Annotated in this window: 18 protein-coding genes (1 of these 18 cut by a window edge); 9 read left to right on the forward strand and 9 right to left on the reverse strand. The window is 57.6% G+C overall.

The features are described 5' to 3' along the window. On the forward strand, positions 1-1,999 hold the 3' end of the coding sequence (locus RISK_RS25970) for a LamG-like jellyroll fold domain-containing protein (protein ID WP_047817244.1). The gene continues 26,021 nt to the left of window position 1, outside the view; the window shows 1,999 of its 28,020 coding nt (coding positions 26,022-28,020); its start codon lies off the left edge, out of view; the stop codon is at positions 1,997-1,999. Positions 2,000-2,377: 378 nt separating this feature from the next. After that, a complete protein-coding gene (locus RISK_RS25980; protein WP_047817246.1) occupies positions 2,378-4,996 on the forward strand; it encodes a diguanylate cyclase in 2,619 nt (872 codons plus the stop codon). On the opposite strand, the gene RISK_RS25985 is transcribed toward RISK_RS25980, so the two are convergent. Continuing rightward, positions 4,993-6,540 carry an NAD(P)/FAD-dependent oxidoreductase gene (locus RISK_RS25985; protein ID WP_047817271.1) on the reverse strand — a complete coding sequence of 516 codons (1,548 nt, stop codon included), beginning with the start codon at positions 6,538-6,540 and terminating at the stop codon, positions 4,993-4,995. The genes RISK_RS25980 and RISK_RS25985 overlap by 4 nt on opposite strands. Continuing rightward, positions 6,533-7,498 carry a Fe-S oxidoreductase gene (locus RISK_RS25990; RefSeq protein ID WP_236696720.1) on the reverse strand — a complete coding sequence of 322 codons (966 nt, stop codon included), beginning with the start codon at positions 7,496-7,498 and terminating at the stop codon, positions 6,533-6,535. Before RISK_RS25990 ends, RISK_RS25985 begins: the two co-directional genes overlap by 8 nt. A gap of 90 nt (positions 7,499-7,588) precedes the next feature. Between RISK_RS25990 and RISK_RS25995 the strand changes: the two genes are divergently transcribed. From RISK_RS25995 to RISK_RS26015, 5 genes are all read left to right on the forward strand, one after another. Next, positions 7,589-8,566 carry a hypothetical protein gene (locus tag RISK_RS25995; RefSeq protein ID WP_047817248.1) on the forward strand — a complete coding sequence of 326 codons (978 nt, stop codon included), beginning with the start codon at positions 7,589-7,591 and terminating at the stop codon, positions 8,564-8,566. Between the two features lie 304 nt (positions 8,567-8,870). After that, positions 8,871-9,107 carry a hypothetical protein gene (locus tag RISK_RS26000; protein ID WP_047817272.1) on the forward strand — a complete coding sequence of 79 codons (237 nt, stop codon included), beginning with the start codon at positions 8,871-8,873 and terminating at the stop codon, positions 9,105-9,107. A 280-nt stretch (positions 9,108-9,387) separates the two neighbouring features. Beyond that, entirely contained in the window at positions 9,388-9,768 is a 381-nt protein-coding gene (locus RISK_RS26005) for a hypothetical protein (RefSeq protein ID WP_047817273.1), read from the forward strand. Positions 9,769-9,886: 118 nt separating this feature from the next. Further along, positions 9,887-10,888: a calcium/sodium antiporter gene (locus RISK_RS26010; RefSeq protein WP_047817249.1), complete on the forward strand. Its 1,002-nt coding sequence runs from the start codon at positions 9,887-9,889 to the stop codon at positions 10,886-10,888. Next, positions 10,885-12,558, forward strand: a complete 1,674-nt coding sequence (locus RISK_RS26015) for an FAD-dependent oxidoreductase (protein WP_047817250.1) — start codon at positions 10,885-10,887, stop codon at positions 12,556-12,558. The genes RISK_RS26010 and RISK_RS26015 overlap by 4 nt, the downstream gene beginning before the upstream one ends. 143 nt (positions 12,559-12,701) lie before the next feature. Here the strand turns inward: RISK_RS26015 and RISK_RS26020 are convergent, their stop codons facing one another. The 6 genes from RISK_RS26020 to RISK_RS26045 all read right to left on the reverse strand — a co-directional run bounded on the left by RISK_RS26020 (position 12,702) and on the right by RISK_RS26045 (position 19,632). Then, on the reverse strand, positions 12,702-13,409 hold the full coding sequence (locus tag RISK_RS26020) for a polyprenol monophosphomannose synthase (RefSeq protein WP_150122707.1): 708 nt from the start codon (positions 13,407-13,409) through the stop codon (positions 12,702-12,704). 77 nt (positions 13,410-13,486) lie between these two features. Further along, entirely contained in the window at positions 13,487-14,608 is a 1,122-nt protein-coding gene (locus RISK_RS26025; RefSeq protein ID WP_047817252.1) for a hypothetical protein, read from the reverse strand. 264 nt (positions 14,609-14,872) lie between these two features. Further along, positions 14,873-15,532: a hypothetical protein gene (locus RISK_RS26030; protein ID WP_047817253.1), complete on the reverse strand. Its 660-nt coding sequence runs from the start codon at positions 15,530-15,532 to the stop codon at positions 14,873-14,875. Between the two features lie 182 nt (positions 15,533-15,714). Beyond that, positions 15,715-17,529, reverse strand: coding sequence for a translation elongation factor 4 (lepA, locus tag RISK_RS26035; RefSeq protein WP_047817254.1), 1,815 nt, complete (start codon positions 17,527-17,529; stop codon positions 15,715-15,717). 191 nt (positions 17,530-17,720) lie between these two features. After that, complete coding sequence (locus tag RISK_RS26040; protein ID WP_047817255.1) at positions 17,721-18,719, reverse strand: ROK family protein; 999 nt, start codon at positions 18,717-18,719, stop codon at positions 17,721-17,723. A 250-nt stretch (positions 18,720-18,969) separates the two neighbouring features. Then, positions 18,970-19,632, reverse strand: a complete 663-nt coding sequence (locus tag RISK_RS26045) for a DUF502 domain-containing protein (protein WP_047817256.1) — start codon at positions 19,630-19,632, stop codon at positions 18,970-18,972. A 363-nt stretch (positions 19,633-19,995) separates the two neighbouring features. Between RISK_RS26045 and RISK_RS26050 the strand changes: the two genes are divergently transcribed. Continuing rightward, positions 19,996-21,054 (forward strand): phosphatase PAP2 family protein, encoded by a 1,059-nt coding sequence (locus RISK_RS26050; protein ID WP_047817257.1) that lies wholly within the window; start codon positions 19,996-19,998, stop codon positions 21,052-21,054. Between the two features lie 301 nt (positions 21,055-21,355). Here the strand turns inward: RISK_RS26050 and RISK_RS26055 are convergent, their stop codons facing one another. Then, entirely contained in the window at positions 21,356-21,649 is a 294-nt protein-coding gene (locus RISK_RS26055) for a transcription regulator (RefSeq protein WP_008653083.1), read from the reverse strand. A gap of 493 nt (positions 21,650-22,142) precedes the next feature. On the opposite strand from RISK_RS26055, the gene RISK_RS26060 reads away from it, so the two are divergent. Next, positions 22,143-24,971 carry a hypothetical protein gene (locus RISK_RS26060; protein WP_390173967.1) on the forward strand — a complete coding sequence of 943 codons (2,829 nt, stop codon included), beginning with the start codon at positions 22,143-22,145 and terminating at the stop codon, positions 24,969-24,971. Positions 24,972-25,247 lie beyond the last annotated feature (276 nt).

Raw genomic sequence — 25,247 nt, forward strand, 5'->3', positions numbered from 1 at the left:
CCCCAACGCGGCGGCTGATTTCGCCACCGCGACCGAGGCCGGAGGAGACGCCAATGCGATCCTCGGATCGAATCCGACCGGCAACGTGCTCAACAACGACACCGACCCCGATGACAGCGATACCAAGAGCGTCACCGGCGTGATCGCCGGCGATGCAATCCCGGTCAACGGCACCACGAACACGGATCTCGCGGGCCAATTTGGCACCATCCGCATCCTCAGCGACGGCAGCTACACCTACACCGTCGACAATGGCAACTCCGACGTGGAAGCACTCCGCACCGCCGCCGACACGCTGCAAGACATTTTCAGTTACACGATGGTCGATGCGGAGGGTTCCGAGTCGACGCAACAGATCACGATCACGATCGAAGGATCCAATGACAACCCCGTCGACCTGATCGAATCCGGGATGTCGGTCGATGAAAATGCCACCAATGGCACGATCGTCGGCACCGTCACCCCCATCGACAAAGACGCCGGTGACTCATTCACCTACACGCTGACCGATGACGCATCCACTCGTTTCGAAGTCGACGCCAGCGGAAACATTCGCGTCCGTGATGGCTCCAACTTGGATTACGAAAACGCCACGAGTCACTCCATCGAGGTGCAAGTCACCGACGTTTTCGGAGCCACCTACACCGAATCGTTTGCGATCGCGATCAACGACGTGAACGAATTCGACGTCATTGGGATGGGTGACCTCGATGGCAGTGTGAACCTAGTCGACGAAAACAGCGGAGCAGGCATCGCGGTCGGCATCACAGTGGGAGCCACTGACCCCGACTCCACTCTCAGTGACATTCATCACGTCATGTTCCAAGACGCCAACGGACGATTTGAGGTTGATTTCGATGCTGGTGTGGTCACGGTTGCGGCGGGAGCTTCGCTGGATTTTGAGAGCCAAGCTTCACACACCATTGTCGTTCGCAGCATCTCCGACGATGGATCGTTTGTCGACCAAGCGTTCACCATCCAAATCGTTGACGTCAACGAGGCACCGGTCGCACTCAATGACGGAACGTACAGCACCACACTGGGGCAGGCCAAACTGTTGAACAGCCCTTCGTTGCTCGCCAATGATGTCGATGTTGACTCGGATCCACTGCGAATCGTGATCGTCGTTCATCCGAACAACGGCTCACTGAGCGTCGACCTGAACGGAAATGTCACCTACACACCCCATTCTGGATTCTTCGGCACCGATTCGTTCCAGTACCAAGCCGACGACGGCTCCCTGACCAGCAACACAGCCACCGTCACGATTGATGTCATGGGTGGAAACACCGGCACCGGATCCAGTGGAAACAGCGGTGGCGATGGAGATTCCGGTGGATCCACCGGGACAGGAGATGGCAGCGGAGACAGCGGCAACAATGGAGACAGCAGTGCCGATGAATCCAACCCATCAGACGGTGACGGAAACTCAGATGGTTCTGCCAACACAGTCGGATCGATCGGCAACACCGGTTCGAATTCCAACGACGCGACGCGATCAGGACGCCAGACCCCGGACAACCAAGCCGGAGATGGAAACGGGTCCGATTCTGGCGACGAATCCACTGGCAATTCCAACGACAATCGCAGCCAAGGGGTTCTTGCTTCCGCCAATCAATCGAGTCGCTTGGCTCAACGATTCGGATTCGGCAATTCATCGTTTCATTACGACATCATGGCAGGCGGCGACGCACTGCTCGACGACCTGGTTGGCGAGACCGACCTCGACACGTTGCTGACGTGGCACCTGTCCGACAATGGTTCCGTTCGCATCAACGAAACCTACGACAACGAAGACATTCACGTCGGTGCCGTTGGAACCACTTTGGGGCTGGCCTCGATTGGCTATGTCCTTTGGGCTCTTCGCGGCGGGATGTTCATTGCGACCATGTACGCAGGCATCCCCAGTTGGCGAATGCTCGACCCAGCATCCTTGTTGTCCGCCTACCGCGGCGCCGACGGAGCCGCCCAGGACGAAGTGGAAGAAATGCTCGACTAAGCTGATACGCAGGTGTCATCGGGTATGTGAGCCGTTGGCGTTAGCCACGGTTTTCACTCGCAACCGGGGCGAACGCCCAAACGGCTCACATCGTTGTGCCCGATCATTCCATCCGACCTGCTTAGCACCTTCCGAGCAGTTGTTACCAAGCGATCAATCCGGTTACCCGGCCAAATCGTTAGCAACGTCAAAACTTTTTCACGCCAGTACAGTTGATCACCACTCATCACCGGTGTGACACGTTTCATGGCGAAGACTTATCCAAAGGGAATTCCCTCACTGTTTTTCCACGGTCGACGGACCGTGCTTCGTCGCCTGCATGCGGCGGTGCAGTTGGGAATTTGACGTCAACCATCCCTCCTTCGATCGATCTCCTTTTTGTTCCAGGCCGTTTTCGCATCGCTTCGACTCGCCTTCGCACTTGTGTGCGTCGGATTGGGTCTCATCCTCGGAGCTCAGTGGCTCGGGTTCATCCCCGATTCACGGCTGGCCGAGGAAACTGCGCGCCGAAAATTCTGCGAAACGGTTGCAATCGCCTCCATCGACGACATTCGGCAACACCGCTGGTCCAAACTGAACACGACCCTGGAAGCTCTGGTCCGTCAAAATGACGCCTTGCTTTCCGGAGGCCTGCGAACCGAGAGCGGAACCCTTCAAGCCGCCACCAGACATCACCGTCTTTGTTGGAAAAGAACAGCGACCGCCGCTGCCCCAAAAGACGTGAACGTGGCCAAGTCGCCGCCTGTCGACGCTACCGCACATGACTCTGTCCTGTTCCTATCAGATGCCCCCGAAACCACCGAAGTAGTTCCTTCGTGGGTCGAACCCAGTGAACCGGTTTCGCGCGATGCCACGGCCGAACTGGATGGCGAAATCATCCGGTTGGATATCCCAATCACGGTCCAAGACCGGACATGGGGCACCCTGGAATTCACTTTCAAAACCAATGCCACAGGTCTGTTCGGAAACCTGCTGGACCAAGGCATCCTGCGTCTGCTGATCTTCTTCGCTGTGATCGGCATGGGATCGTACTCGTTCCTGATGATGCGAATCCTGGGCGTGTTTTCAAAAACGCAAGTGGTTCCAGAACGCGTCCGTCAAGCACTCGACACCCTTGCCGAAGGTCTCCTGGTTCTCGACAAAGATGGCAAGATCATCTTGGCCAATGACAACTTCCTGAGTACCAACGGCTTTGAACCCGAAGAACTACAAAAACGTTTGGCCGCTGATTTGCCCTGGGTCTTCAACACCGACGACAAAGACGCCGACATTGAATTGCCCTGGACGGAAGCCATCAGCCAACGCAAATCCGTGGTCGGGGAAATTCTTCGCCTGACCGGTCGGGATGGGGTGCACCGTGTCTTCAGCGTCAACGCCGGACCGATCGGTGAAGACGAAACGCGAAAGGGAGCCCTGGTCACCTTCCAGGATGTCACCCACGTGGAGAAGCATCGTCTCGAACTCGAGAACATGCTTTCGATGTTGCGTTTGAGCAAAGACGAAATTCAAAAGAAGAATCAAGAACTCGAAATTCTCGCAACGCGAGACGCATTGACAGGCTGTCTCAATCGCCGTGCATTCTTTGAACGCATGGAAACCATGCTCGTTGACTATCGCAGCGCAGGACGTCCCCTGTCCTGCTTCATGGTCGACATTGACCACTTCAAAAGCGTCAATGACACCTACGGTCACCACACCGGCGACGATGTGCTGCGGAAAGTCTCCAAGGTTCTGCGCGACCTTCACGAAGAAAACCAAGTCGTCTGCCGTTACGGGGGCGAAGAGTTCTGCGTGATGTTGCCGGGGCACGATCTCGACGAAGCAATGGAACAATCCGAGCGGACTCGATTGGCGATCATGAACATTCGCCTGGACGATCCGGAATCACTCCGATTGACCGCTTCTCTGGGTGTCAGTGAGCTCCAATTTGGTGCCACCGATGTGCAATCGCTGATCAACCAAGCCGACAACTGCCTCTACGTCGCCAAACGCGGCGGCCGGAATCAATCCGTCCCGTTTGATCCTGATCGCGTGGACGTTCTCGGCGAAGAAGCCCCTCAGCCAGATGATGTTGCTGACCCCGATTTGGTCAGTCTCCCGTTCCATGCCGTGACGGCATTGGTTTCGGCGTTGGCCTATCGCGATCCATCGACGGCAGAACACAGTCGACGAGTGGCCAACCTCTGTGTTCAAGCCGCCGATGGTCTCGTTTGCCAACGGGACATTTACGTCCTGGAAATTGCCGCGTTGCTACACGACATTGGAAAAATCGGTGTTCCGGATGATGTCCTGCACAAACCCGGACCGCTGACGGACGACGAATGGAAGATCATGCGGCGTCACAACACCATCGGGCTCGACATGGTCGCTGGCACGTTCCATTGCCCGGAACTCGAACGTATCATCCGCGCTCATCATGCGATCAGCGACCGGGGGGAAGTGGCGCATCACCTGAAACTGGACGAACTTCCAATCGAAGCTCGAATCCTCACCATTGCCGACACCTACGACTCCATCGTTTCCGATCATGCCTATCGCCGAGGCCGCCCACACTCGTTCGCCGCGATCGAACTTCGACGGTGCGCAGGCAAGCAATTCGATGCCCAATTGGTGAAGCATTTCCTCACCAAAATCGAAGCTGACGTCAAAGAGAGCTCGCTCGGTGTGCCAACCTCCACCGGAATTGCGTTTGCCGTTCCCAAGCAGACGGCACTCAAAATCGGTCAGCAAATCGAACGCATCGCGGAAGCCATGGACGCGCAAAACGTGACCGACCTGCGAGACCTAGCCAGGGATCTGTCCGTCATCGCGGATGCCAGCTACCTGACCCCCATCGTCGACTCCGCAAAACAAATCGAAGAAGCGGCCTCGAGAGGCGAAACCGTCGAGTGGATCACACTGCTTCGACAAACTCAAAAGCTTCTCGACCTTTGCCGGGCCACCCAAAACGCCCACCTCATCGAAATCGAACAAGAGGAAACACTGTTCTTCAACTAACGTTTCGCTTCGCCGGTGTACCGATACCGACCACGAACTCGAGGATCCAGCAACCCAGCGTTCTGGAACGGTTGCAGACGAGGTTGCAACCATCGCCACAATTCCGCGTCCAAGACATCGTTCGCTAGCTGACACTGTGTCGCCGCGATCAACTGACAAAACGGTTCGTCGTCGCACAGCCACAAAGTGGAATGAACGTTGCCACCGGATGCCAAAAACTCCTCCGAGGCAATCGCGGAGGCAAAGTACAGCATCGAAACGGCTTCAAAACGCGACATCGTTGACAGACTTTGATAGCACATCGAAACCAAAGCATCGATCTGCAGCACCTCGCGTTCGACCGTGGTCGCATAGCGATCGAGCAACTCACGTCGTCGCGATGACTCGCTCAGCAAGGCGTCCGCCAACCTGGCCACGCCGATCAATCCATGCGCAATCCCTGTGCTGTGCAGCGGATCAATCGTCGCCACCGCCGTGGGCATCGTGACGTAATTCCGATTCCTCACTGGCAACTGCATCCGCTGGACTCGGTCCACTGAAATCCAATGGGGCGTCGCTTCGCAAAACGTCGCCCCTCGCATCAGTGTTTGCAGGCTGGGATACCGTCGCCAACTCGTTGAGTCACGCGTCCCCGACACAACCTCGCCGGAACTCGCCCCCGTTGGCTGAGTCCAACCGACACTGGTGACGCCGTGATCCATCCGCAACATCCACATCCACCCTTCCGTGGTCAAATGGTGCTGCGCCGCATCATCGGGATCAAACGGCTCGTCCTCACGCAACTGGCTGGTCCTACGCAGTTCCTCCGTCCAAGATCCAACCCCGCGAAAGTGTGCAAAGACACTCCGCGTGCTCGTCTGCAATCGCTCATCAACGCGACGCACCCCGATCGACTGGGACAATGAGTCTGGCAACACACCAAACCGCCCCGAAGCGTTGACCAACCATTGCGCCGAGAGGCTCTGCGTCTTCCCGCTGGTTCGGTCCCCCGATCGATCACACAGCGTCAGCTGAATGGGTTCGCCCAGCGTCGCGTCGACCACCTCGGTTCGCTCACGGCAATCAGCCCCCGCACGAACGGCTCGCTCGATGAAGAAGGAGTCCAAGTCACTTCTCAGCCACTGCGTGTCAGACCAAGTGTCGCTCGGACTTGCCGTGACCAACAAACTATTTCCGCAATCGTTTTCCAACGTTTCATTGCGATCATGAAACTCACGCCCCGCATCACTGGGCGACGACGCGTCACCGTGGTGGTAGTAGCTGAAACCTCGCTTCTTTCCACAACGCAAATTCGGAAACGCGTCCTTCCAAGTCGGATACGTCGACAACGCTCGCAGCTCGGGCATGCCGTATTGATCGGCAAGCTGGCGCAAGACCAAGTCGGCCATCGGGGTGCTGGATTCACCGATCGCAAAACGCCCGAAACGCTCCCGCTCGATCAGCAACACACGGACGCCACGCGAGGCCAAAACCCAAGCCAGCAGCCCACCAGAAAAGCCACCACCCAAAATCGCGACATCATAATTCGCGGGAGAGTCAGACATCTTGCGTTCCAGCAGTTGGCGATTCACCCGAATCTTGATTGGCAGACTCAGGCAACTCCGGAGCCATCCCCCAAGTGTCCAAAGTCAACACCGGACCATGATCGAAACGAGAATCGTTTTCGAGAGCATTCATGACCGTCTGCATCTCCTTTCGAGTCGGCGGATGAAAACGGCCCTCGCGAGCCAAGCGGTCCATGAAACCGTTGCCGGTTCGACAGGGCAACACACTGATGTGACGTGCTCCCGCTGCGGCCGCGAATCGCGCCGACAAGATGGTCCATGCGTACGCTTCCGCGGGAGCCAACCACGGCAGTCCATGGATCAGGAACACACGCAAATCAATGGAGGCGTCTTTCAAGTGTTGTGCAAATTGAAAAAATTGCCCCGGGCGAAGTCGTTTGTTCAATCGATCCAACATCCGCGGCGCGATGCATTCCAGCCCCACAGCGATTTCCAGTTTCCCGCGCAAACGTTTCGCGAATTCATACAGGCGTCGTGTGCCAATCAATGGATGGTTCTCCACCACCACTCGATCAAAGGGCTCGCAAAGCTTCGCAATCGTGTCATCGTCTGTCGACGGCGTGGTGCGAGGATCGAAGAAATTCCCGCTGTTGTACAGCTTGATTGTGCCTCCGGATTCATGTCCGGTCTGCTCTCGCCACTCTCGCAAACCAAACCGAATTTGATTGGGCAGGGCTGTTGGCGGAGTCGGCTGATCCAGCGTGTTCCGCCATAAATCACACATGCTGCAGTGCAGCGAACACTCCGACGACGCCAGCAACAAAGTCAGCACCCGCGTCATTTGGGGCGACCGGCCTGGGTGACGTTCGACAGGTTCCAGTTCCACGAACACCGAATTGGGCCGATTGGCATCCCGGTTGCGACGCTCCAAGGACGTGGCGCTAACCTCGCCTCGCGACGCCAGCACTTCTTGTGGTGACGGTTTGACAAACAACATCGGTCCCCTGCGTGTCATGGAATTGATCTTGATCCAGTCCACCACAGATTGATACCCCCAACAAGATCACGCTTTTACAGACGGGATACCATGATCCGACTTCTCAACAACGTTTTTCAACCTCAGCACGCTCCTCCACTCTTTGGGACCTTGTTTGTGTTGGTCGGTGTATGGACGCTGGTTTCGTCCGAATCCGCTCGCGCCCAACAAGCGTTGCCTTTCCGGCCGATCGGGTCCCCCAGTGCCGTCGACCAAACCGAGACGGCTCGCCGGCAACGCGCCTCACAGAACACGGTGGTGAGACCAACCTCCTTCCGTTCGCCTCAGACGCCGGTCTACGATCCCAATGTGCGCCAAGTCGCCATGCAGTCGGGCGGTTTTGATCTTCCCGGCGACATCGGCGGCCCACAAACCTTCACGCCACCAGCCGGTTCCCAGCCCGTTCAATCGCAACCATCGTTTGGCGTGCCGCCCAGTGTTGGCAATTCACAACCAGGCTTTGGCAGTTCGGCACCCGTCCCTTCGCCTCCCTCGGGAATGTCTGCGCCAACTGGCGGTGTCCCAACGCAAGGTCGGTCTCTGCCAGCTCCCACTGCGGTTCCCAACGATGTCCTGGGTGGGAATCCCACCTTCGCTCCCAATCGAATCGGTCCACCACCCTCGGACTACGCTCCCGTGCCACCACCTCAACTGAGCAACGGTGGCTACGCAACGATGAGCAACTGCGCCTTGATCTCGGCTCCAAGTGAATACTCGGCGATGAGTCCCTATTCCGGCTACGGATACGGGCAAGGGTGTGCTGCTCCCGGTGGTGTTGCTCCGGTCGGCTACATCGCTCCCCCCGCTCAAATCGCTGCTCCCGCGGCCATCCCGGCCACCGCTTATCCTGTCGGATCCACCGTCCCTCCCGTCGCATCCACCACGCTGAATGCTGGCCCCGCGGGTGCATTGATTGACTTTGGACAAGGCGCCAATGCCGTTCAGGTGGGTCCTGGACTTTGGGGCCAACCAGTCGCCTACGTCCCCGGTCAAGGTTTCCGAAACTGGTTGCGTTACTTTTCTTTCTAAGACATCCACGCAGCAACATCCCAACTGCATCGAGCCATTCGCATCAACGGTTCAACCCGAATCGACCGGAGCAACCCGACCCGCTACCCCGGCTTTTCGGTCGGGCCCACAGGAAGCCATCCAGGCGGGATCGCGATCGTTCGATGAATTGCTGTAGGGTCGCCTCATTCAATGATCCGACTCGCCGGCAGCTTGCTCTTCCACCCCCTCCCCAGCAACGCCGCCCTCCCAATCCGTGTCTCTCGTATTTGTCAGGACCGATCCGATGCGCACCTCCTCCCTGCGCGTATGCTCGTTCGCCGGCGTGTCCACGCTGATTCTGCTCACCAGCCTGTCCGCTGGCTGTCGCGGCCGTGGTTTCTTGCCCGCGCCAGGAACGATGAACGAACAGCAAGCCAACGCGATTGTGCATGACCCGTACCCCCTGACCGACATCGGCCCGAACGATCAGGGCAGCCGGCCGCCGAGCTACCAGCAACCCTTGCCAGGACCGGTTCGAAATCGCATGAGCGCTGACGCAATGCCTTGGCTCGGCCGCTAGCCCCCCCCACCAGGGAGAGACAGCGTCTCAAATTGCACGCTGACTGCAATCATTTCGACGACACTCCAGTCGGGTCGTCTGCTGGCGACTGAGAGCCCTCTCCTGATTTCCTTCGCGGAAAACACGCGTTTTCCGCCAAAAGACGCTTTCTGTGACGTTTTGGCATCGTTTGGCCCCAGGGTTGCTTTTGTTATCCGTTGAAATGAGTTTCACGCGACTTGTGAACCGATGTCGAGGAGGCATCACGCGGCGGAACAAGTTATCTACGGAGAAAAAAACAATGTCTCAATTGACCAAATGGATCGCCGTCCCTGTTCTCGCTGTCGCAGCCACCTTCATGGCAGACGCCCCAGAAGCGAGCGCCCAAGGCTTCTCGCTCAGCATTGGTACTGGCGGGCTGAGTTACGGCAACTACGGCGTGAACCGCTACGGAAGTCGTTATGGAAGCCATTACGGCAGCCACTACAATCGAGGACACCAAGCGTTCGGCCCCGTCGTTTATCCAAGCCGCTATTCGGCCGGATACCGTGGGTACACCCGTCCTCACTATGACTATCACGCCCCCGCGCTGGTTCCTCACCGCAACCATTACCACTACCAACCTGGCCACTATGATCTGCACCACGGTGGACACGGTCGTGGTCACCGCGGCCACCACTGATCTGCCATCGGAACCGACCGCTCAATCGTCGTCTGATTGAGCCGCCTGGATCACCGAACCAACATTCAAGCGTGTCGTCTCCTTTTGCGAGACGGCACGCTTGTCTATTTTCAGCCGCATGAATGGCATCATCGCACTACAAATTCTCGGCGGCGTCCTCCTACTCTTGGTCGGAGGGGAATGGGTCGTCCGCGGCGCCTCCCGATTGGCCATCGCTGCCAAACTCAGCCCGCTGTTTGTGGGTCTGACCGTGGTTTCGCTCGGCACCAGCGCCCCTGAGATGGCCGTTTCCTTCGCCACGGCACTTCGAGGCCAAGCCGATATCACCATTGGCAACGTCGTCGGCAGCAATCTGTTCAACATGCTGATGATCGTCGGCTTCAGCGCGCTCTTTGCTCCCTTGCCGGTCGACAAACAAATCACACGCTTTGATGTGCCGGTGATGATCGCGGCAACCATCGCCATGATGCTTGCTTCGTGGAACGGAATCATCAGCCGTTGGGATGGAATCGGATTGATCCTGATCATGATCGCCTACTTCGCGATTTCATACCGGCTCGGCAAGCTGGCGGGGGAAGACGCAATCCCTGATGATCTCGAGTTGCCAGACCCATTGAAAGAAGCAACCGAATCACTGGGCCGACGTGTTGCGGTGATTCTCTGGCAATTGGTTTTGCTCAGTGCCGGCGTCGCTGCCTTGGTCTTTGGATGCGAGTTGTTTGTTGACGGGGCCGTTTCCATGGCACGTATTCTGGGTGTGTCTGAACTGGTGATCGGATTGACGATCGTTTCCGCTGGCACCTCGCTCCCCGAACTGGTCACATCCGTTGCTGCCACCATCAAAGGCGAACGCGGGATCGCCATCGGCAACGCCGTTGGCAGCACCACGCTCAACATCGTCGCGGTGCTTGGCATCACCTCCGTGATTGCTCCGAGCGGCCTGAATGTCGCTCCTGAAATCATGGGTCTCGATATGCCGCTGATGGTGATCGCAGCCATGCTCAGTTGGGTCCTGTATCGGACCGGACGAACCATCGTTCGCTGGGAAGGCATGCTGATGATTGTGTTGTACTGCGGCTACGTCGGTTACCTCCTTCAGACCAGCGGAGCGTTCGGATGAATGCGCAGCCCCGAAGACTTCGCTACACCCGGCGGGATTTGCTGTCTTCGGTGCTCGGTGTCGGATCCCTCGCCTGTGTGGGCTGCGATTCGCTTTCCTCCCGTTGGTCGGGTGCACTTCCATTTGCCGGTGCCTTCCTGTCGCCCAACCGAGAGATCGGGCATCGGTTGCGAGTCCCAACCTCGGAGCGATTCACGGACTCCTCGGATGCACCGCGGCGCCGCGTATCCTGTGTCATCGTCGGTGGCGGAGTCGCCGGTCTGGCTGCCGGCTACGAGCTTCTCCAGTCAGGTGTGGATGACTTCCTCGTTTTGGAATTGGAATCATCGCCCGGCGGCACTTCGCGAAGCACCCAGTACACATCCGAATCGTTCGGTTCGTTGCGTGCCCCTTGGGGAGCCCATTACTTACCACTGCCGGGCCCGGGCAACGAACCACTGCAGGCATTCTTGCGTGACTGTGGCGTGCTCGATGAACACGGTGCCGCCGCCGAACACATGCTCTGCCGCGATCCCGAAGAACGCGTCTGGGCAGACGGCCGCTGGCAATCTGGATTGCTTCCCATGCGAGACGCGACCCCCGAGGATGTCGCGCAGATCGAACGCTTTCAAACTGAGATCTCCGAGTTTGCATTGCGAACTGGCAATGACGGCAAACCTTGGTTCGCTTTGCCGACCTCGCGTGGGACGGAAGATCCTGAACCGCTTTCACTCGATCAAATCTCGATGCAACAATGGATGCGAGATCGCGAATTTGATTCCCCCTGTTTACTCTGGCTGGTCGATCACTCTTGCCGCGACGACTATGGGCTGCGAGCCGATCAGACGAGTGCTTGGGCCGGGATTTTCTACTTCGCCGCGCGGTTGATCGATGCATCGCAATCGACTGATTCCGCGCCGGTGCTAACGTGGCCCGAAGGCAATGGGTTCTTGGTCGACCAGCTGGCACAACGTATCGGGGATCGCATCGAAACGAACCGCGCAGTTCTTTCGATGAATGAAGACGAACCAGGCACCCAAACGCTACATGTCCTCGACACGCCAACGCAACAGTCGACCAGGATCACCGCCGAGTCCGTGATTCTTGCCGTCCCACAGTTCATTGCCTGTCGTTTGCTAGAGGACTCTTTAGGCGACACCAAGCAAGAACGAATCCATCAGGCTCGATCGTTTCAGTATGGCAGCTGGTTGGTCGCCAACATCGTGCTGAAGGATCGCCCCAAAGAAACCCATTCTTGGATGTGCTGGGACAACGTTCGCTATCAATCAACGTCTTTGGGTTACGTCAACGCCGGCCATCAAACTGGAAGCGATCATGGTGGCACCGTGATCACGTGGTACCAAGCCCTGACCGGTGACAACGCAGCGTTGACTCGAACCGAACTTCTGAACCTGACGTGGGACGAGGCCGCCGAGGTCGTGTGCAGCGATCTCGAAATCATGCACCCCGACATTCGCCAACGCATCGAGACGTTGGACATCATGGTTTGGGGGCACGCGATGATCCAGCCCACCGTTGGCAGCCGTTCCAACCCGCAACTCAAATCGGCCAGCCAACCGATTGGCAACATCCACTTCGCCGCCTCGGATCTCAGCGGCGTCGCCTTGTTCGAAGAAGCCTTTGACCACGGTCGCCGGGCGGCGCAAGCGGTCGTTGCAAGCGGGAGCTGAGCCGATGCATTCCGCTTCCGACCAAGTCGTCGCCGGATTCGCCAGAATTCGGACTGGGTTGGCTGCCGTTTGTTTCCGAACCGAATGCTTGGTGAATCCAGCGACGGCACTTGGAGACTCCGGCCACAGCGTCCCAACGCGTCTTAGCGGACCGCCAACAACCGAAACACGGTCCAACTGCTTCGAACCGCTTCTCGCAAATTCAGTTTGCTGGTCCCGTGAACGCGTTCGGTGAACGTGATCGGAACTTCCACGCACTTGGCCCCGTCGCGATGCAGCCGCAACAAGACCTCTTGAATGAACGCGTACCCGTCGCTGGGATTGCGAGGCGGATCCAATCCGGCCAAACAACTCACCCGATAACAGCGGTACGAACCACTTGCATCGCGAACCGGCAATCGCAACAGCATTCGCGTGAACGCGTTGATCAGCCCGCTCATCACCTTGCGACGCCACGGCCAGCCGACGATCGCCCCGCCTTGGGCATAACGCGAGCCGACCACCACGTCCGCGTTCTCCTTCACGCAGGTCGCCACCAACCGAGGCAAATCCGCGGGATCGTGACTGAGATCCGCGTCCATGTTGCAGAACAAATCGAAATTGCCATCGATCGCGGCTTGCATCGCCGCGCGAATCGCACCGCCCAATCCGCGTTCGTCCTGGCGGACCTTCACCTGGATCCTGTCGCCGGCAGCGGTTTCCTCCGCGTACCGTCGTGCGATCTCGGCGGTGCCGTCGGGTGAATCATCGTCGACCACCAAACACACGGCGTGGGGCAGCGCCTCACGGATCTTGGCCAACATTGGTTTGACGTTGGCGGCTTCGTTGTAGGTGCAGATTCCAACTAAAATCCGCTGCCCCGACGCGAAGTCAGGGGCAACGGAATGAGCAGCTGTTTCGATGGCGGTTTGGGAAGTCGTTTCGATGGCTACGATTCAATCAAGAGTGCAACCGCTTCGAGATAGCGGCGAATCACGTCTGGCGACACGTCATTGAACCCAGCGGACTTGTGCCGCAGGATCGACAACTTCAGTTGTTCCACGACGTCGCTGAGGTCGTCCGGCAATTCTGGCAAACCTGCGAACGGTTGCAAAGGTGACGGAGGCGTTTCGGTCGCCAAACCAGCCTCCCCTTCTTCACGCCCTGAATCACCGAGTTTGTTCAGCTCTTCTTCCTCGCCGAAATCAGGCCCTTCGTAAGTCGGTCCCTGAACGCCGTCGGTGTCGCCGTCGTAATCTCGCGTCGTGTCGTCGCCTTGTGCGGGAGCGGTTCCCAAATCCGCATCGCTCATTTCCGGTTGGTCCTCATCCAGATCGACGTCCATCACCTGGCTGGCGGTCGGGCGCTGCGATTCCAATTCTCCGTTGGCCTTCCAACGTTTGTCTCGCATGTTGGAAACCGACCACTTCTCCTCGACGGCTCCTTGCAACCAAAGGGCGGCGTCGTCCCAGTCCAGTGCGGCCAAGAAATGCGACCAGTACAGCCCTTCGTACTTGGGTTGATCCTCGGCAAAGCGATCGAAAACACGACGCAAACGGCCCACGTGGGGTGCCGTGACACCTCCCACCCGTGAGGCCCAAGCTTCGTCGGAATATTCCGTCGAGGGAGCTCCGGCTTCGATCAGGGCCGCTCGCCATTGGCTGATGATGCGTCCCTTTTCCCAGTTGGTCGTGCTGACCAAGCCGTTCCATCGTCCGACGAAGGGCTGTTGCAGCGCCAACAACTCCGGCGACAGATCCTGGTCGTCGGATTCCACGGGTGCGTCGGTTGCCGCAACCGCTGAAACCGCGAATTGGTTGACTTCGTCGGAGAGTTCTTCCACATCGTCGGCCAAGTCCGAAACATCTTCGTTCAGCATCTCAGCTGTCATTGTCTCGGTGGTCGACTCTGCTGCGGCGGCAGCTTCGCCCGCAGTTTCGTCGTCCGGAACGTCTTCATAGACGTCTGACTGGGCGGTGAGATTCGATTCCACTGAATCGGGCGTGCCCAAATCATCGGCGTCGAATCGTGGCGAGTCGCTGGTCAAAGATGGGTTTTCGTCAGAATTCATGTGCAGGGATTCGCGAGGAGCGGGACGTGATTTCAGTCCGCATACGCTAACCCGCCGACCCCGTCTCAGGGAAGATTCCTGACGTCCTTTTCTGGTTTCTCAATGCCATCGCGAGTCAGACGCATCGCGTGGGGAAACCATGCGGTGTGGGAAAGATGTCGGGCTTGAACGAAGAAACGGCCCGACGAGCTCAAATGCCCGCCGTGCCGTTGTCGTTGTTCAGTGCGATTGCCAACCGGAATGTTACCTCCGGATTCCCGATCCCTACAAGTTCGGAGTCGTGTAAGGCTCGACGTCGCCCACCATGTGGAAGTGGTTGTGGTCAATGTAGACGACCTCAATCGCTTCCCGGTCACGCAGGGTGTGCGGCACGGGGTAACCGACAATGGTCGACTCATCGAAGTAAATCGTGCACTTGTAGTGTGCATGGTGCAACTGAGCCGGTCCGATCAGCGGGTAGAACCGCGGTGGATCGATGTAGTCCGAGATCTTCTCTTTGATGATCCGCACATCGTTGCGTTGCTTTTCCCAGATCAATGGGATGCCGCCTTGAACAGGACGAGCCTGTTCGAGAGCCTGCATCACTTCATCATCGCTGGGTGGATCCAACGCGATCGGCGGACCACCTGACGTGGTCGGGCCGAGAATCGGCACGCGATCGTAGCGTTCCTTGTTGTGGAACTTCTCTTCTTGCTTGTGCTGGTAATACGGGCTCACAGGGATGGGGAACCCGAGGATCCCCAAATTGTAGTTGCTGCCGCCCAGGCCATAGCAACCTGTGCTCGTGATCACCACCATGGTGAGCAGGCACAACGTCCCGAATCGTGTGAATGTTGTGGTCATCTTGCTGGTCATCCGAGCAACCTTCCTTGGTTTCCGACTTGGCAAATCCGCACTTGAACCAATCCGCAGAGGATCATTCATTTGCGTAGTACCTGTATCGTGTCAAACTGTTCCGATCTTGCGGGTCATTCCGGAAATTCGATCGGAAAGTTTGCAAACAACAGTTTCACGCGTGGAACCCAAACCAGTTGATGAATCGCCTTTCCCTCACGATTCACCTTCCAATCGTGTGAGTCAAAGCAGCATTCAGCGGCCCTGGTTTCCTACTCGCCGTCGGTCAGAACCGCCATGAAGGCCTTCTGGCTGATCTCCACGTTGCCAACCGCCTTCATTCGCTTCTTGCCTTCCTTCTGCTTCTGCAGCAACTTGCGTTTTCGAGTGATGTCACCCCCATAACACTTGGCTGTCACATTCTTTCGCATCGCAGGCACGGTCTCTCGAGCGATCACGCGGCTGCCGATCGCGGCTTGCACGGCCACCTCGAACATGTGCCGCTCTATCTCCGACTTCAGCTTCTTTGCCACCGCACGACCGCGACGGTCAGCGTCGGCTCGGTGACAGACCACCGACAACGCATCGACGCGGTTGCCGTTGACCAGAATGTCCAAACGGCACAGGTCGGCTTCTTCGTAGCCCACCATCTCATAGTCCAGCGTTCCATAACCGCGTGTGCAGCTCTTGATGCGGTCGTGCAAATCGTAAATGACTTCCGCCAACGGGATGTCGTAAGTCAACATTGCTCGCGACGCTCCCAGAACCTCGTGAGCTTTTTGAATCCCACGTCGTTCCTGACACAGTTTCATGACTGGGCCGATGTACTCCTCCGGCACGATCACGTTGCAACGCACGATCGGTTGGCAGAACTTCTCAATGTCGCCCGGATCGGGCACATCTTGTGGCTTGTGGATGTTCTTCGTCACGCCGCGTTTATCGGTGATCTCGTAGGTCACATTGGGAGCGGTCTGAACCAAATCGATGTCGGATTCCTGCTCCAATCGCTGCTGGACGATCTCCATGTGCAGCAACCCCAGAAATCCACACCGGAAACCAAACCCAAGTGCATCACTGGTTTCCGGTTCAAACTCGAAGCTCGGGTCGTTGACGGCCAATCGCTCGAGCGCATCCCGCAGTTCGCTGAAGTCCTGCCCGTCGCTGGGGAACAAACCGCAGTAAACCATGCGTTTGGGCCGGTCATAGCCGGGCAGCGCTGGTGCTGGGTCGTTGCCGGCGACGCTGATCGTGTCCCCAATGTGCACATCCCCCAGACTCTTGATGTTGCAGATCAAGTAGCCCACTTGTCCGGCAACCAATTCATCACAGGGAACGCGTGCCGGCGCAAATTGGCCCAGTTCCACGACGTCATGCGTCGATCCAGCCCGCAAGAATTTGATCTTCTGACCTTTGCGGACCGTTCCTTCCATGACTCGGATGTAGGTGATGGCACCGCGGAAATCGTCGTAGTTCGAATCGAAGACCATCGCCTGCAGCACAGCGTTCGGATCGCCAGTTGGTGGCGGAACGGCTTCCACAATCGAATCGAGCAATGCCGCGACACCTTCGCCGGTCTTGGCACTCACCCGCTTGCACTCATCCGGGTCGGTGCCCAGGGAATTCATCATTTCCTCGGCGACTTCATCTGGCCGAGCGTGAATCAAATCGATCTTGTTGATCACGGGGACGATCGTCAGGTCGTGCTCCATCGCCGCAAACGCATTTGCAACCGTTTGGGCTTCCACCCCTTGGAATGCATCGACCAACAACAGCGCTCCTTCGCAACAAGCCAACGAGCGTGAAACTTCGTACTGAAAGTCCACGTGGCCGGGAGTGTCGATCAAATTGAGTTCGTACTCCACGCCGTCTCGCTTGTATCGCATGGCGACGGCGCGAGCCTTGATGGTGATGCCGCGTTGTTGCTCCAACGCCAAGTCATCCAGCATTTGCGTTTTCTTGCCCCGGTTATCAACCGTGCCAGTGCTCTCCAACAAACGATCGGCCAACGTGCTTTTGCCGTGGTCGATGTGAGCGATGATGCAGAAGTTGCGAATGTGTTCTTGCGAACGAGAGGGTTTCGATGCCATCCGGTTTCAATTTCAATGATGGTGAATGTTCAAAACGGCAACCGGCTTTCATCCTTTGAAAACCGCGATGCAGTGTCTTGGGCCTGACGCGACGCTGGCGTTTTGGCTCGAATCGCTGATCGGTGCGGGGTCGCAAAGGATTTCACGTCCACACAAAGACCGCTCGATCCCAGCACAACAGCATCTGCTGTTCAGGAGTCTTTCTTGCGAGCATACCCGGCGGCGCCCAAATAACCGGCTTCGTGCCCGAGCGTCGCGAATGAAATGGTCGTTCCCGCGAAGACATAGGGGAAGGTCCGTTGTCGAAATTCTTCGGTTACCCCCCCCAAAAAGCGACGCCCGATCTCACACTCGGACCCGCCAAAATTCATCGCGCCGCCCAGTGCCACATGCCCTGGGTCCAAGGTGTGAACCAAATTGGTGACTCCGATTCCCAGCCAACGAGCGGTTTCGTCGATCATCAAATTCGCGTAATCGTCGCCGTTTGCCGCTGCTTCCCAGATCCGTTTGGCGGTCAACAGCGAACTGTCCTCTCCGGTGAATTGCTGCAACGACGATTGCGGGTACTCCGGCAAACGATGCCGCGTTCGCAAAACCACCCCGCTGGCCGACGCATACGCTTCCAACTGCCCGCGGCCACCGCCCCACGCACAAAGCTGCGCATCCGGCGACGAGTCCACCACAATGTGACCGCATTCGCTGCCAAAGCTGTTGACGCCATTGACCAATTGATCCTCCACAATGATTCCACCGCCAACGCCCGTCCCCAGCGTCAACAGAACCATCGACGAGCCCTGGGAACCGCTTCCCAGCCAAAATTCACCGTACGCTGCCGCGTTGGCATCATTTAAAAACGAGATCGGCCGGCCTGTGGCTTCGGACAGTTTCTCGCACAACGGGAATTCCCACCAAGAAGGCAACTGTGGTGGTGCAACCAAAATCCCGCGGTGCAGGTCCATCGGTCCAGGGGCTCCCATGCCAATCCGCGGCACATTCCCAATCGTTTTGGTCCTCGTCTCCACTTCCCGGATCATCGTTGCCAAGCGATTCACCGCCGCTTGAGGGCCTTCGGATTCCAGCGTCGCCACCTGCTCAAAGGCGACGGTCTCACCAGCGGAATTGACCAGACCGCACTTGATGCTCGTGCCGCCAATGTCGATGCCCCAGTAGTGACGTGAATCAGTTGTCATGCAAACGTTTTGATAATGATGGGAAAGGGTCTTATTTGCTGGCCGGAAGTATAGCGAATCGCACCATTTTGGCATCAACGCTCACCATCCTTTCGCAATGGGAAGGACGCCCCCGCTAAACCTTTCCGGATGTGCCCCCAAAGAACGCTCGCAAAAATGTCGGAAGTTCCCGCTCCGGATGGGATAGGTTTTCAGCCCGGTTGGCTTCGATCTCGTCCCCCACAGGCATGCGTTGCATGCGACGGCAGGCTCAGCTTTCTTCCTCCTGCACCGCGACGGCCCCCGCTCGAGCCCACTTCTGCGTGTCGGTGCCCAACTGTTCAAATGTGCCCACCACGTCACCAAAGGGTGCATCAATCCGCTGAATTCGCGATGGTTCCACCATCACCACCTTGCCATTCCAGGGATCCGGCGATCCCGGCAAGTACAAAGTCACTCCCAAGGGATCGTTGGCAACATCCGTTCCCCGGTACCGCTCCACCTCAAACGCCAACTGCGAGTACCCCTCCAATTGCACCACGACCGGACGCAATCGGTTTTTCGCAACGTCGCCGCCAATGTTCCCACTGAGCTGCTCCTTGAAAATCGCGTAGCGAGGAAACAGCATCAACAAATATTTCTCGATGAACCGCGTGAACTGCCTCGCGATCGATCGTCTCGCCATGATTCCCGAGACGAAACAGGCCATGATCAACAACAAAGTCGCGATTCCGAAGATCAACAGGTACCCCGTCGTGTCATGAAATGGCGTGTAATCCTGCAAGATCGGCAGAAGCGCCACCGCCACGGCGTAGATGACCTGGACCAACTGCCCGATCAGCACCAAGACGACCAACAACGGCAGCAGAAAAAAAATGCCACCAATCGCGGTCGTGCGTAAAAAGGAAAAGTGTCGCTGGACGTGCTGTTTCATGACGGCAATGTTTCACGGAACGAATCGAAAGATCGCATGTTATCACGTGGGCTGCGAACTCCATACGCAGCAAACACAACGGGTTTCGCAGCCTGCCTCCCTGGGCCAAATGCGTCGTCTGGAGAGGCGCGGACAACTGGGAAATCAAATGGTTTCGCTTTCCATTCCTTCTCCGCCCTCGAATCTTCATCCCGACTGGGGTTCCGTCGGTGAGCCAGCGTTTCGTACCGTCTAGATCGTCCAGGATTCACATCAAACGACGCGGGCCGCACGACCGATCGATTCGATCTTGCCCCGTTTCTCCGATCGAGAATCCGTCCTCCAGGCCGCCGATCTGAACCAGTCGCGATACAGGACGCCATCGTGAATCGACTCGAATCGCCTCGCGAAGGTCAACTTCGCGAAAACCAAACCCGTGAACGTCAGTTTCGCGAACATCAATCGTTCACGAAGACCAGCACCACGAACGATGCGGTGACCCTGTATCGTCCCGTCACGCTGCTCTACATGGCAGCGATGACAATGATGCTGGTGCCGATGATGACGCTGGTCGATGTGAACATCGCGTCGTACTTCCGCACCGCACCGCTGCCGGCGGAACTGGATTCCGCCTTGGAATTGTCCTTGGTGCTCTCGCACGGTTACGGGGTCTTTGTGATCTTGCTTGCCATTTTGTTGATGGCCCCCAAACGGCGTTGGCATTTGCCTCGTCTAGTCACGTTGGCACTGGGCGGTGGAGCCATTGCGACGATTGCAAAGATGTTTGTGATCCGGCCTCGTCCCAGCAACCTCAATCTCAACCATGCCGGTCACGATTCCGCTTGGCTTTGGGCATTCGATTGGGATCTCAGCGAAGTCGCTTCGTTTGACTCGGCCATGCGAGCCTTTCCCAGCGGTCACGTTGTCACCGCGACCGCCATGCTGATCGGATTGTGGGTGGTTGTCCCGAGAGGTCGCTTGTTATTCGTCATGGTTTGGATGGGTGTGCTGGCCAACCGGGTCAACACCAGCGCTCACTTCACCAGCGATGTGTGTGGCGGTGTGGCGTTTGGACTGTTTTGGTCCTATGTCTGCTTTCATCCGCGTTTGCTAGGCAACCTCTTTGACAAGATGGTTCCCGAACATGGGCGACGCACTCGCGCTGAAACCAGCGATTCGTCGGAAGCCAATCAGCAATTGGCCCCCCAAATCAACGTGGGTTCGCCGACGGGAACACCATCGTTCCCCATGCATGCCTCACCAATTCATGCTTCGCAAATGAGTGCGACGGAACAATACGAAGCGATGGCATCCAAGATGTCGCCCAATGCGACACCACCTCGTTCGAACACGTCCGGTGAGATCGAAAAGAACGATCAGCAGGGTGATGACCACCACAACAGGCAGCAAGATTTCGGCGATGCAGGCGAGCGAGCGGCTTAGCAACCCAGCTCGGAGAACCTCCGAGCGCGCGGCCTGTTGATTGAATCCTAACCCGAAGCGTGAGCGAGGGATCGCGTGCCAACGCGCCGCGAGGTCTAGCAGGCTGTTGATTCAATACGTTTCGCAGATTGAACGATCAGTCGATGGGCGATTGCCCACGGCTACCGGAGACAAACCGGACACGAGCTTGTTCCGGCTGAATCAATCGACAGGCTGCTGGCTGACGACACACCCAGTGTCAGGAACCCAATTCAGCAGGGTTCCATTTGAATTCAGGATCGTCGCCCTGAATCACAGCGGCTTAGAGTGAGCCGTCTTGTTCCAACATTTCTTTGTATTGATCGCGTTCGCGACGAGTCGCTTCCAAATCGAAGATCAGATACTTCATGTCCAAACGAAGTTGCGACAGGGCTTCTTGAACCAAGTTCAAGATCCGACGACGGCGAGTGCTGCATTCCACCACGCGAGCCAAAGCGGGTGCAACCGCGTCCCGATACCGAGCGGGCAAGGCATCAATCGCGGCAGCCATTTCTTGCAGTTCAACTGGGGTTTCGTCGTTGATTTTGGCGGTGTTGTTGGCAGCAATTTTGGTCATAGAAGTGACTTTCCTTCGAGGGCGTCAGGGTGTGGGACCAAACCAGCGAGTCGTTGCTTGTTTGGTGAGAGCCATCCATTGCACTTGCGGTGCCGGCTGCCTGCCGACACGACGTTGTGGTCCCGAAGTCATTACGGGAAAAGCACTTACGGTTTTCATTGATGTGTGTTGCGTTTTCGCAACGTGGCGTTCTAGCAACACACTTTCGATCTGGCTTTCCTGCCCAAGACTTGGTATCCCAAGCACTTAGGTGCGTTTCGGGGGATCAACCCGTAGTTGGGGAAGTTTCGCAACGTGATGTTGCGTTTTCGCCTCCCGGTCACTTGCAAGGGATTGTTCCCTTGGCTCCCAAGGTGGTCAACGTTCAATCTGGCTTGCCGACACGTTTGCAGAACTTCCCGCGATGGCTGAAACGGCTAGGAAAAGTATTCCGATGCAGTCCCGATCGAATCGGGCGTTGGTCAACGTTGCGCGTTCCACTCGAACCGAGATCGTGACAAAATTGAGTTCCATCGGAACGGCCACTTGCGCGAACCTCCCATCCAGCTTCGTTGCGTTCGTGTGTTTGCTAGCCACGATCAACGTGGCATCCGCGCAGCTGATTGATTCGCTCGATGCGTATCCGCCGCGTTGGTCACTTCACGAAAGTGATTGCGATGCCAAGGTGGCTGACCAAGGCCATGAGCATGACCCGTCGGCCGAAGGCGGAGTCTGCGAAGCGATCTCGTTGGTGACCGGACATGGCACGCAGGCCATCTTGGTTTATCCGATCGAACCCGTCCGCCCCATCGATGAATTGTCTGCGATGGTCTCGGTCAAAGGTCTCAACACCGGCATTCAAATTGGCTTTCGAGTCCGGTTCCCCTATCTCATCGATCCTGAAACACGGCGTCCCGCTTCCGTTTTGATTTTGGGTTCGCAGTATCGCCGGGTGGGAGAATTTCAACGGCTGGGAATCAGTCACATCACCGCTCCGCTGCGTCTGAAAATCATCGCCCTTCGAAACGAGTACGGAATCCAAGCCGACGTGTCCTCGCCTTATGTCGATGCAGTCGTCGTCAATGCGTATGGCAAACCCGGCAACGCAACGTTGCGATTGGACGACCTTCGGGTCAACGCCATGGTTCCCGTGACCGAACTGGACAGTTCCCCACATTCGTCCAGCAACAACAGTCGAACACCGCTGCAATCCTCCTCACGGATGGACATCGACCTTTCCATCTTGCAAGGTGGGCGACGCCCGAATCTGACCGAGTCCGTCGCCAACGCTCGTTCATTGATCTCACCGGCTGATCAACCCGCGTTTCCCATTGGGCGCGTCACACGAATCATTCAGTACAACAACGAACCACTCAGTTGGATTCGTTCCTTGGGCTTCGATGCGATTTGGTTGGCGGAGACGCCGACCGCTGCGATCTTGTCCGACGCGATTGCTCATCGCATGCGCATTTACGCGCCGTGCCCAACCGTTCCGGATCCCAAACTCGAGCCCTTGCTTGAACCGGTCGCGGGCTGGATTGCGGCACCGAACCTGGTGATGGACAGCCACCACCGTGAGCAAGTCACTCAACAGGTTGCTCGCCTGCGCGCGTTGCCACGACGTTGGCAGCGACCGATTGTTGGTTCGCCCGTCGAGGACTTTCGGCATTATGGCGCCATGTTGGATGCCGCCGTGTTGACTGCCCCGCCGCGCATTCGCGCTCTTTCCAGTGAAGCGGTTCGCACCGAACGTTCCCAGCAACGTTTTCGGTTGGGCGGCAAACCCATCGCAATCAGTGTCTTGGGAATGCCCAACGCCTCCTCCATTGCTCAGTCCAATGCAATTGCGAATCGGATCGGCACGCCTGCCACTGAGACCTTTGCTTGGCAACCGATGTGGCGAGAGGTCGCCGATGCGATGGCCGATGCTCCGTCGGCAATCCTCGTTCGGTCCACCCGTTCATTGGCTTCCGGTGAAACGCTGGACCAAAACCGTGGGATGGCGATCAGTTTCCTCAACCGCTTTGTCGCCTCGCTCGAAAAATGGATTTCCACCGGCACGCCGGATGTCACGCCCGTTCCGGTCGGGCCTTACTACACCGCCCATCGTCTGACCAGCGGTTCCACCACATTTCTGATTTGCACGTCTGCGATGGTCCGTGGGACACGCATCATGAGCGGCGATGGCAAGACCCTTCGCATTGACTTGCCCGCGTTTGAGCAAGGCAAGCTGATGTGGCGTTTGACTCACTTCGCCGCCGAACGCATCGAGCCTGAGACAACCCCACACGGCACCTCAATCGAAATCGTTTCGCCTGATGTGGTCGAAGTCATCGCGATCAGCGACCAAATTTCCGAGGGCGGTCAGCTGGCCTCATCCCTGGACAAGTTTTCACAACAAGCCTCTTTGGACCGTTGGCAGTTGGCTCGCGATTCCATTGAACAGTCGGGCACCGCTTGGGCCCGAGCCATTGCCGCCCGAGCCGTTTCTCGCGACGCACCGAACGACTTGCTCGAGGTCGCACGCAGCACCATCAACAATTCGGAACGCATGGTCCGCAGCAACGATGCCCAATCCGCATTGCGGTTGGCCGCGCGGGCGGACGCCTGGAGCATGAAAGCCAACTGGATGCTTTGCGATGCCTTCCGGGAAGACCCGTACGGCATTGTCAGCAGTCCACCGCTCGACGCAGGCAACTTCGAAACCCAAATTGCCTGGTCGCCGTTGTTGAATTCCGGCTTGGCCACGTCTTCCGTGCTGAAGTTACCACCGATTGGCGACATCCACGGTCGCTCCCGTTGGGGAGTGAACCTACTTAGCGGCGGCGGCATGGACCGTCCCGACAGTCTGCAAACCGAGGGTTGGACCTTTGGCCGTCGCCATTCTGAATGGGCAGAAACCACGGCGGAGTGCGTGGACCGCGGCGTCTTTCACGGCACTGGGGCACTGGCTGTACGCGTGATCCCGAAACGGGACGATGCGTTGCCAGGCGGATACGAGGGCACCGCGTTGCTGGTCCGCAGCCCACCGATCTTTGTCGAACCCAATCAAGCCGTCCGGATCGACGCGGTCGTCCGCACGCTGGGATTTGGCGGCCCTCATCAAGGGCTGTTGATGTATGACTCCCTTGGCACGCAAGAACTCGGCGTCCTCATTCGCGATCGCCCCGATTGGACCCCCGTCACGCTGTACCGACAAACCGTCAACGACGAACCGATCCACGTGATGTTTGAGGTCCTCGGCGGCGGGGAGGCGATCATCGACGAGATTCAAGTCCGAGCCTGGGAAACAGACGCCAACCCACTGCCCGCGATGCGTCCCATCTCTCACAAACAAGATTGAGCCCCACGCCCCCACCTCCCACAAGCTGCCATCCCATATCATCCCATATGGTGCCAGCCACCTTCATTTCCTCCCATATGGTGCCAGCCACCTTCATTTGACTTTGCTGCGGCGATGCATACGATGCTTTTGTCTTGCCAATCCCTTTGGAGAGCAGAGCGATGCCGCGGCCTCAGCGATGTGAACAGTTTGATCCAAACGAAGTGGGAATCGTGCACGTGGTCCAGCGATGTGTGCGACGCGCCTTCCTCGCAGGGGTCGACCAAGCGACTGGCA

The organism is Rhodopirellula islandica (genome assembly GCF_001027925.1).
Taxonomy (GTDB): domain Bacteria; phylum Planctomycetota; class Planctomycetia; order Pirellulales; family Pirellulaceae; genus Rhodopirellula; species Rhodopirellula islandica.

Excerpts from the sequence above, each read along its gene's own strand:
- RISK_RS25985 (WP_047817271.1), bottom strand. The coding sequence starts at position 6,540 with ATGTCTGACTCTCCCGCGAATTATGATGTCGCGATTTTGGGTGGTGGC.
- RISK_RS25990 (WP_236696720.1), bottom strand. The coding sequence starts at position 7,498 with ATGTTGTTTGTCAAACCGTCACCACAAGAAGTGCTGGCGTCGCGAGGC.
- RISK_RS25995 (WP_047817248.1), top strand. The coding sequence starts at position 7,589 with ATGATCCGACTTCTCAACAACGTTTTTCAACCTCAGCACGCTCCTCCA.
- RISK_RS26005 (WP_047817273.1), top strand. The coding sequence starts at position 9,388 with ATGTCTCAATTGACCAAATGGATCGCCGTCCCTGTTCTCGCTGTCGCA.
- RISK_RS26010 (WP_047817249.1), top strand. The coding sequence starts at position 9,887 with ATGAATGGCATCATCGCACTACAAATTCTCGGCGGCGTCCTCCTACTC.
- RISK_RS26015 (WP_047817250.1), top strand. The coding sequence starts at position 10,885 with ATGAATGCGCAGCCCCGAAGACTTCGCTACACCCGGCGGGATTTGCTG.
- RISK_RS26025 (WP_047817252.1), bottom strand. The coding sequence starts at position 14,608 with ATGAATTCTGACGAAAACCCATCTTTGACCAGCGACTCGCCACGATTC.
- RISK_RS26030 (WP_047817253.1), bottom strand. The coding sequence starts at position 15,532 with ATGAATGATCCTCTGCGGATTGGTTCAAGTGCGGATTTGCCAAGTCGG.
- lepA (WP_047817254.1), bottom strand. The coding sequence starts at position 17,529 with ATGGCATCGAAACCCTCTCGTTCGCAAGAACACATTCGCAACTTCTGC.
- RISK_RS26040 (WP_047817255.1), bottom strand. The coding sequence starts at position 18,719 with ATGACAACTGATTCACGTCACTACTGGGGCATCGACATTGGCGGCACG.
- RISK_RS26045 (WP_047817256.1), bottom strand. The coding sequence starts at position 19,632 with ATGAAACAGCACGTCCAGCGACACTTTTCCTTTTTACGCACGACCGCG.
- RISK_RS26055 (WP_008653083.1), bottom strand. The coding sequence starts at position 21,649 with ATGACCAAAATTGCTGCCAACAACACCGCCAAAATCAACGACGAAACC.